This window comes from Streptomyces sp. 15-116A (genome assembly GCF_025290915.1).
GTDB lineage: Bacteria > Actinomycetota > Actinomycetes > Streptomycetales > Streptomycetaceae > Streptomyces.
The window spans coordinates 1-6,753 of record NZ_JAOCQE010000310.1 but is presented as its reverse complement, the minus strand read 5'-3'; the positions used below and the strand labels follow the sequence as shown (position 1 = coordinate 6,753).

Genomic DNA, 6,753 nt, shown 5'->3' with positions numbered 1-6,753 from the left:
CCTCGCCCGACGCTGGGCCGACGAGGCCACGGCGGACGGCACCCCGTCCGCGGACGGCGCCCCCGCCGGGGACGTCGCCCCGGACGCCACCCCCGACACCCGCCCGGACGCAGGATGAACACACACGCCACCCGGGCCGACGAGGACGCCGATGACCTCGACGTCGAGGAGGCGCTCGCCCTCGTGAACGACAACCCCCCACGCCCCACGGGCATCCCACAGCCCCCGGGCACCTCGCCGCAGACCGCCGGGAGTCACGGCGGCGACCGGCACGACCGCGCGATCGAATGGGCCGACGCCCGGACGGTCGCCGCGCAGGCCGCACGCCAGGGCACCGGCGGGCGCAGCGGCCACAGCACCCCCGTCCAGGTGCCCCTCGCCGACACCCTGGGCCTCACCCTGGCCGCCCCCCTCACCGCCCTCACCGACCTGCCCTCTTTCGACACCTCGGCGATGGACGGCTGGGCGGTCTCCGGGCCCGGCCCCTGGGACGTACGGGAGAAGGGCGTCCTCGCCGGGCACACCGCGCACGCCCCGCTCACCGACGGCGAGGCCGTCCGCATCGCCACCGGCGCCCGCATCCCCCCGGACACCACCGCCGTCCTGCGCAGCGAGCACGGCCACATCGACGACAAGGGCCGCCTGCACGTCGCCGCGCCCCACGCCCAGAACACCGTCTCGCACGGCCAGGACATCCGCCCCCGGGGCCAGGAATGCCGCAACGGCGACCACCTGCTGCCCGCCGGCACCGTGGTGACCCCGGCCGTGCTGGGCCTCGCCGCGGCGGCCGGCTACGACACCCTCACCGCCGTCCCCCGGCCCCGTGCCGACGTCTTCGTCCTCGGCGACGAACTGCTCACCGAGGGCCTGCCGCACGACGGTCTGATCCGGGACGCACTCGGCCCGATGCTGCCGTCCTGGCTGCGCGCCCTGGGCGCCGAGGTCACCGCCGTCCGCCGGATCCGCGACGACGCCGACGCCCTGTACGAGGCGGTCACCGCCTCCGACGCCGAGGTCGTCGTCACCACCGGCGGCACCGCCGCGGGCCCCGTCGACCACGTCCACCCCACCCTGCGGCGCATCGGCGCCGACCTCCTGGTGGACGGCGTGAAGGTGCGCCCCGGCCACCCGATGCTGATGGCCCGCATCAAGGAGCACCAGCACCTGGTCGGGCTGCCCGGCAATCCCCTCGCCGCCGTCTCCGGGCTGCTCACCCTCGCCGAGCCGCTGCTGCGCACCCTCGCGGCCCGCCCCGCCCCCGAGCCGTACACGCTGCCGCTGCGGGACGGCGTACAGGGACATCCGTGCGACACCCGGCTGATCCCCGTGGCGCTGCGCGGCGACCGGGCGCTGCCGCTGCTGTACAACGGTCCGGCCATGCTGCGGGGCATCGCGGCGGCGGACGCGCTGGCCGTCGTACCACCGGGCGGCGCACGGCCCGGTCAGGAGACGGAACTGCTCGACCTGCCCTGGGCGTCCGGGGGAATCGGGGTGTGTTTCACGTGAAACTTCCGGGCCAGGACGTCATCGCGCGCCAGGCGGACGAGCATCTGGTGACCCATCGGGTGAAACTCCCGAGGAAGATGGTGGAGCATCCGATCCGCCAGGTCACCAAGCGGCTGTCCATCGCCCTGGTGGTGCTCGTGGTGACCGCCTTCATCGTGTACGCCGACCGCGGCGGCTACAACGACAACGCCGGCGGCGACCTCGATCTCCTCGACTGCTTCTACTACGCGACCGTCACCCTCTCCACCACCGGATACGGCGACATCACACCGGTCAGCGACACGGCCCGGCTCACCAACATCTTCGTCATCACGCCGCTGCGCGTACTGTTCCTGATCATCCTGGTCGGCACCACCCTCGAGGCCCTCACCGAACGCACCCGGGAGGAGTGGCGACTGAACCGCTGGAGGTCCACGTTGCGCGATCACACTGTCGTCGTCGGATTCGGCACCAAGGGCAGGTCGGCGATCAAGACGGTCTGCGCGACCGGGCTGCGCAAGGAGCAGGTCGTCGTGGTCGACCCCAGCAGCAAGGCGATCGACGCCGCCACCGCCGACGGCTTCGCGGGTGTCATAGGGGACGCGACGCGCAGCGAGGTGCTCAAGCGTGCCGAGGTGTACCGGGCGAGGCAGATCATCATCGCCACCCAGCGCGACGACACGGCGGTGCTGGTGGCGCTGACGGCCCGCCAGCTCAACCGGGGCGCGAAGATCGTGGCCGCCGTGCGGGAGGAGGAGAACGCGCCGCTGCTGAAGCAGTCGGGCGCCGACGCGGTCATCACCAGCGCCAGCGCCGCCGGACGGCTCCTCGGCCTGTCCGTGCTCAGCCCCGCGGCCGGCATGGTGATGGAGGATCTCATCCAGCAGGGCTCGGGGCTCGACATCGTGGAACGCCCCGCCATAAAGGCCGAGGTGGGCAAGACGCCGCGCGAACTCGCCGACCTGGTGGTGAGCGTGGTGCGCGGACACCGGGTGCTCGGCTACGACGATCCCGATGTGGGGACGGTGCAGCTGACCGACCGTCTGATCACGATCGTGCGGGCGACGCCGGGCACACAGATCGCGCCCGACATTCGCCCGCTCCCCCGCGGCTGATCTCCGGCCGGTCTACTTGCGGTTGTACAGCCGCATCGTGATCGGCCCGAAGACCAGCACGAACAGGCCCGCCCAGCCCAGCGTCCAGGCGATCTCGTCGGCGGGCCATTCGCCCGCCATCAGCCCGCGCACCGCCGAGGCGAGGTGGGTGATGGGGCTGTTGTTGACGAACGCCTGCAGCCAGCCCGGCATGGTGCTCGGATCGACGAACACGTTCGACAGGAAGGTCAGCGGGAAGATCACCATCATGCTGACGCCCATCACCGACTTCTCGGTGCGCAGCATCAGCCCGAACATCGTCCAGATCCACGAGAACGCGAACGAGAACACCACCAGCAGCGCGATCCCGGTGACCACACCGCCGACCCCGCCGTCCGGGCGGTAGCCGAGGATGATGCCGACGGTGAGCATCACGACCGACGCGATGGTGTAGCGCAGGGCGTCGCCCAGCAGATAGCCGACCATGGTCGACGGCCGCCAGATCGGCAGGCTGCGGAAGCGGTCGAAGACGCCCTTCTCGATGTCCGTGTTGACCGAGACACCGGTGTACATCGTGATCATCACGACCGACATCACCAGGATGCCCGGCAGCAGGAACTGGATGTACTCCTCCGGCGACCCGGCCAGCGCCCCGCCGAACAGGTACGTGTACATCAGCACCATCATGATCGGGAAGGCGGTGACGTCGAAGAGCTGCTCCGGAACGTGCTTGATCTTGAGCATCGCGCGCCAGCCGAAGGTGAGGGAGGCCGACCAGGCGCTGGGCCGCGGCGGACGCTCCTTGGTGACCAGCAGCTCGGCGAGGGACTCGGTCCTGACCGGGGCGAGTTCGGTGCTCTCGGGGGTCGTCGCGGTGCTCATGCCGCCACCTCGTCCTTCGGGTCGTGGGAGTGGGCGGAGTCGTCGGCGCCGGACGTGTGGGTGTCGTGCCCGGTGAGGGCGAGGAACACCTCGTCCAGGCTGGGCTGGCCGAGCGAGAAGTTGTCGACCGTGATGCCGGCGGCGGACAGTTCGCTCAGCGCGCGGGAGGCCTGCTCGGCGGCGCTGTCCTGGCTCGCCGCCGCACCGAGCCGGGCGGTCAGCGCCACCGGGTCGGGCTCGGCCTGCACCTGGGCGTCCAGCGCGCGCCGCAACAGGTCGGCCGCGAGGGGCCGTTGATCCGGATCTCGTAGCCGCAGATGGACGGATCCGGCGCCGACGGACGCCTTCAGCTCGCCCTTGGTGCCCTCGGCGATCACCTTGCCGCGGTCGATGACCGCGATCCGGGACGCCAGCTGGTCGGCCTCGTCCAGATACTGCGTGGTCAGCAGCACGGTGGTGCCCTGGGCGACCACCGCGCGCACGATGTCCCACACCTGGTTGCGGCTGCGCGGGTCCAGGCCGGTGGTCGGCTCGTCGAGGAACAGCAGGTCGGGGGTGTTGAGGATGGACGCGGCGATGTCGATACGGCGCCGCATGCCGCCCGAGTAGTGCTTGACCTGCTTGCCGGCCGCGTCCGTGAGGCCGAAGGCCTCCAGGAGCTGGGCGGCGCGGGTGCGGGCTGCGGGCTTGCGGTGACCGAGGAGCCGGGCCAGCAGCACCAGGTTCTCGGTGCCGGTGAGGTCCTCGTCCACGGAGGCGTACTGGCCGGTGAGGCTCACCCTGCCGCGTACCTCGTCGGCCTCGCGCACCACGTCGTGCCCGAAGACATGCGCCTCACCGCCGTCCGGGCGCAGCAGCGTGGCGAGCATCTTCACGGTGGTGGTCTTGCCGGCGCCGTTCGGGCCGAGGACCCCGTACACCGTGCCGGCCGGTACGGCGAGATCGACGCCGTCGACGGCCCGTGTCTCACCGAAGGTCTTGACCAGGCCGGCGGTCTCGATCGCCAGGCCGGACGTCTGCGTGCTCATGCTGGGGGTCCTTCCGCGTGCTTGGGCTACGCATGGAGAGACCTTTACCGTCGCCCAAACTCATCGCTCCCGCACATGGATTTCCGGGGAACGGGCCGAATGACGGAGACGGCACCGACCGGAGACGGAGGGCTCGGGGAGGAGGGCGGGGTGCGGAGTGGGGCTGAGGAGTAGCGTCCCCCTCATGCATGCGATCACGATTTCCGAACCCGGTGGGCCCGAGGCGCTGGTGTGGGAGGAGGCGCCCGACCCCGTGCCCGGTGAGGGCGAGGTGCTGGTCGAGGTAGTGGCCGCGGCCGTGAACCGCGCCGACATCCTCCAGCGGCAGGGCCACTACGACCCGCCCCCCGGCGCTTCTCCCCACCCCGGCCTGGAGTGCTCCGGACGGATCGCCGCGCTCGGCTCCGGTGTGGGCGGCTGGGCCGTCGGCGACGAGGTCTGCGCGCTGCTCTCCGGCGGCGGTTACGCCGAGAAGGTCGCCGTACCGGCCGGGCAGCTCCTCCCCGTCCCCGAGGGCCTCGACGTCAAGCAGGCCGCGGCGCTCCCCGAGGTCGTCTGCACGGTCTGGTCCAACGTCTTCATGATCGCGCACCTCCGTCCCGGCGAGACCCTCCTGGTGCACGGCGGTTCCAGCGGCATCGGCACCATGGCGATCCAGCTCGCCAAGGCAGTCGGCGCGAAGGTCGCCGTCACCGCGGGCACCGAGGAGAAGCTGGAGCGGTGCGCCGAGCTGGGCGCCGACATCCTGATCAACTACCGCGAGCAGGACTTCGTCGAGGAGCTTGAGAAGGCGACGGACGGCGCCGGCGCGGACGTCATCCTCGACAACATGGGCGCCAAGTACCTGGACCGCAACGTCAAGGCGCTCGCCGTGAACGGGCGGCTCGCGATCATCGGGATGCAGGGCGGCGTCAAGGGCGAGCTGAACATCGGCCGCCTCCTCGCCAAGCGCGCCGCCATCAGCGCGACCTCGCTGCGGGCCCGCCCGCTGGAGGAGAAGGCGGCGATCGTGGCGGCCGTGAGGGAACACGTGTGGCCGCTGATCGCCGGGGGCCGTGTCCGCCCGGTCATCGACCGCGAGCTCCCGATGCCGGAGGCGGCCGAGGCCCACCGGGTGGTCGAGGAGAGCGGGCATGTGGGGAAGGTGGTGCTGGTGGCGCCGTAGGCGTGCCGCCGGCTTGGGGGCGGGGGTGCGGTGAGTGCGGCGGGTGTTGTCGTGGCGCCTGGGGCGGTCGGCGTGCCGGTGCGAGGGCAAGTGAGCCAGTTGGCGTCGTTGCATGGCCTGGGGTCGCTGGGCGCATGGTGGGGCAGGTGGCGATGATGATGCTGCCGGTGCCGCGATGGTGCGGCTGGCGTTGGCGTCAGAGCTGGCTCGGTCGGCGTGCCGGTGCCGCGGGTGGCGGCGACGCGGCGGGTGCCGTCAGGGCCGCGGTTGCCATGGGCCCTGGGTGCTGCCGGTGCAGCAGGTACTGCTGCGCGCTGATGCGGCAGGCGGCGGTGAAGCAGCAGGTGCCGAGCAGACGGCCGGGCCGTGCGGCGTGGGTGCTCAGCCCCGGCGCAATCTGAGGCCCAGGAATGCCAGGCCGCAGCCGAGGCCGATGAGGACCAGGCCGCTGCCCAGCGGGAGGATCCGCAGCACCGGCTCGACGCTCTGTTCCGGGCCGGCGACGGCGTCCGACGCCGGTGATGCCGATGGGGCCTGGTCCGAGGCCGTTGCCTCCGCCTCCGGGACGGCCGCGCCCGTGCCTGGTGCCCGGGAGGCTGCCTCGGCGTCTCCGGTGCCGGAGTCGCGGCCCGGCTTCTTGGGTGCGACGCCCACGCCCGGTTCCTCCGCCTCGCCCCGGTCGCCGTGCTCGCGCTCCGCGCGGGGCGGTTCCTCCTCGTCGATGTGCCGCCCGGGCCGCTCCCGGCCCTCGCCCGGCCGGCTGCCGGCGCGCGAGGGATCGGCGGAAGGGGAGGGTGAGGGGGATGCGGACGCCGCTCCTGGGCGGTGCGCGGAGGGGGAGCGGGATTCCTGCCGGAAACCGGGCTCGGATTCGGTTCGGGGGCGGGCGTGCGCCTCTGAGCCCGCTCCGGATTCAATCCCCGAGCGGCCGGCGGATTCCCCTCGCTCACCGGCCTCGGACCGCTCCTCGGGCACACCACCAGGCCGCTCCTCGGTCACGACCCGACGCCGTTCCTCACTCACGGCCCCGGACCGCTCCCCGGAAGCCCCCGCCCCCACCCCATGAGCCACAGCCGTCGCACCCACCGGAACCACGACG

The 6,753-nt window shown here is 72.4% G+C and carries 6 protein-coding genes and 1 pseudogene; 4 read left to right on the top strand and 3 right to left on the bottom strand.

The annotated features are described in order from the left end of the window. From N4P33_RS35770 to N4P33_RS30670, 3 genes and pseudogenes are all read left to right on the top strand, one after another. Positions 1-118: pseudogene (locus N4P33_RS35770) on the top strand (molybdenum cofactor guanylyltransferase); the annotation flags it as partial. Beyond that, positions 115-1,506: a molybdopterin molybdotransferase MoeA gene (locus N4P33_RS30675; RefSeq protein WP_260830205.1), complete on the top strand. Its 1,392-nt coding sequence runs from the start codon at positions 115-117 to the stop codon at positions 1,504-1,506. The pseudogene N4P33_RS35770 and the gene N4P33_RS30675, both read left to right, overlap by 4 nt. Beyond that, complete coding sequence (locus tag N4P33_RS30670; RefSeq protein WP_260830204.1) at positions 1,503-2,600, top strand: TrkA family potassium uptake protein; 1,098 nt, start codon at positions 1,503-1,505, stop codon at positions 2,598-2,600. The genes N4P33_RS30675 and N4P33_RS30670 overlap by 4 nt, the downstream gene beginning before the upstream one ends. Positions 2,601-2,612: 12 nt before the next feature. On the opposite strand, the gene N4P33_RS30665 is transcribed toward N4P33_RS30670, so the two are convergent. Further along, positions 2,613-3,461: an ABC transporter permease gene (locus N4P33_RS30665; protein WP_260830203.1), complete on the bottom strand. Its 849-nt coding sequence runs from the start codon at positions 3,459-3,461 to the stop codon at positions 2,613-2,615. After that, positions 3,458-4,489 carry an ATP-binding cassette domain-containing protein gene (locus N4P33_RS30660; RefSeq protein WP_260830202.1) on the bottom strand — a complete coding sequence of 344 codons (1,032 nt, stop codon included), beginning with the start codon at positions 4,487-4,489 and terminating at the stop codon, positions 3,458-3,460. Before N4P33_RS30660 ends, N4P33_RS30665 begins: the two co-directional genes overlap by 4 nt. Positions 4,490-4,673: 184 nt before the next feature. Here N4P33_RS30660 and N4P33_RS30655 point away from each other — a divergent pair, with 184 nt between their 5' ends. Further along, positions 4,674-5,654 carry an NAD(P)H-quinone oxidoreductase gene (locus tag N4P33_RS30655; protein ID WP_260830201.1) on the top strand — a complete coding sequence of 327 codons (981 nt, stop codon included), beginning with the start codon at positions 4,674-4,676 and terminating at the stop codon, positions 5,652-5,654. A 381-nt stretch (positions 5,655-6,035) separates the two neighbouring features. Here the strand turns inward: N4P33_RS30655 and N4P33_RS30650 are convergent, their stop codons facing one another. Next, the gene (locus N4P33_RS30650; protein WP_260830200.1) at positions 6,036-6,677 is read right to left on the bottom strand and encodes a hypothetical protein; all 642 of its coding nucleotides are present in this window, start codon (positions 6,675-6,677) and stop codon (positions 6,036-6,038) included. Between the last annotated feature and the right edge of the window lie 76 nt (positions 6,678-6,753).

Excerpts from the sequence above, each read along its gene's own strand:
- N4P33_RS30665 (WP_260830203.1), bottom strand. The coding sequence starts at position 3,461 with ATGAGCACCGCGACGACCCCCGAGAGCACCGAACTCGCCCCGGTCAGG.
- N4P33_RS30655 (WP_260830201.1), top strand. The coding sequence starts at position 4,674 with ATGCATGCGATCACGATTTCCGAACCCGGTGGGCCCGAGGCGCTGGTG.
- N4P33_RS30675 (WP_260830205.1), top strand. The coding sequence starts at position 115 with ATGAACACACACGCCACCCGGGCCGACGAGGACGCCGATGACCTCGAC.
- N4P33_RS30660 (WP_260830202.1), bottom strand. The coding sequence starts at position 4,489 with ATGAGCACGCAGACGTCCGGCCTGGCGATCGAGACCGCCGGCCTGGTC.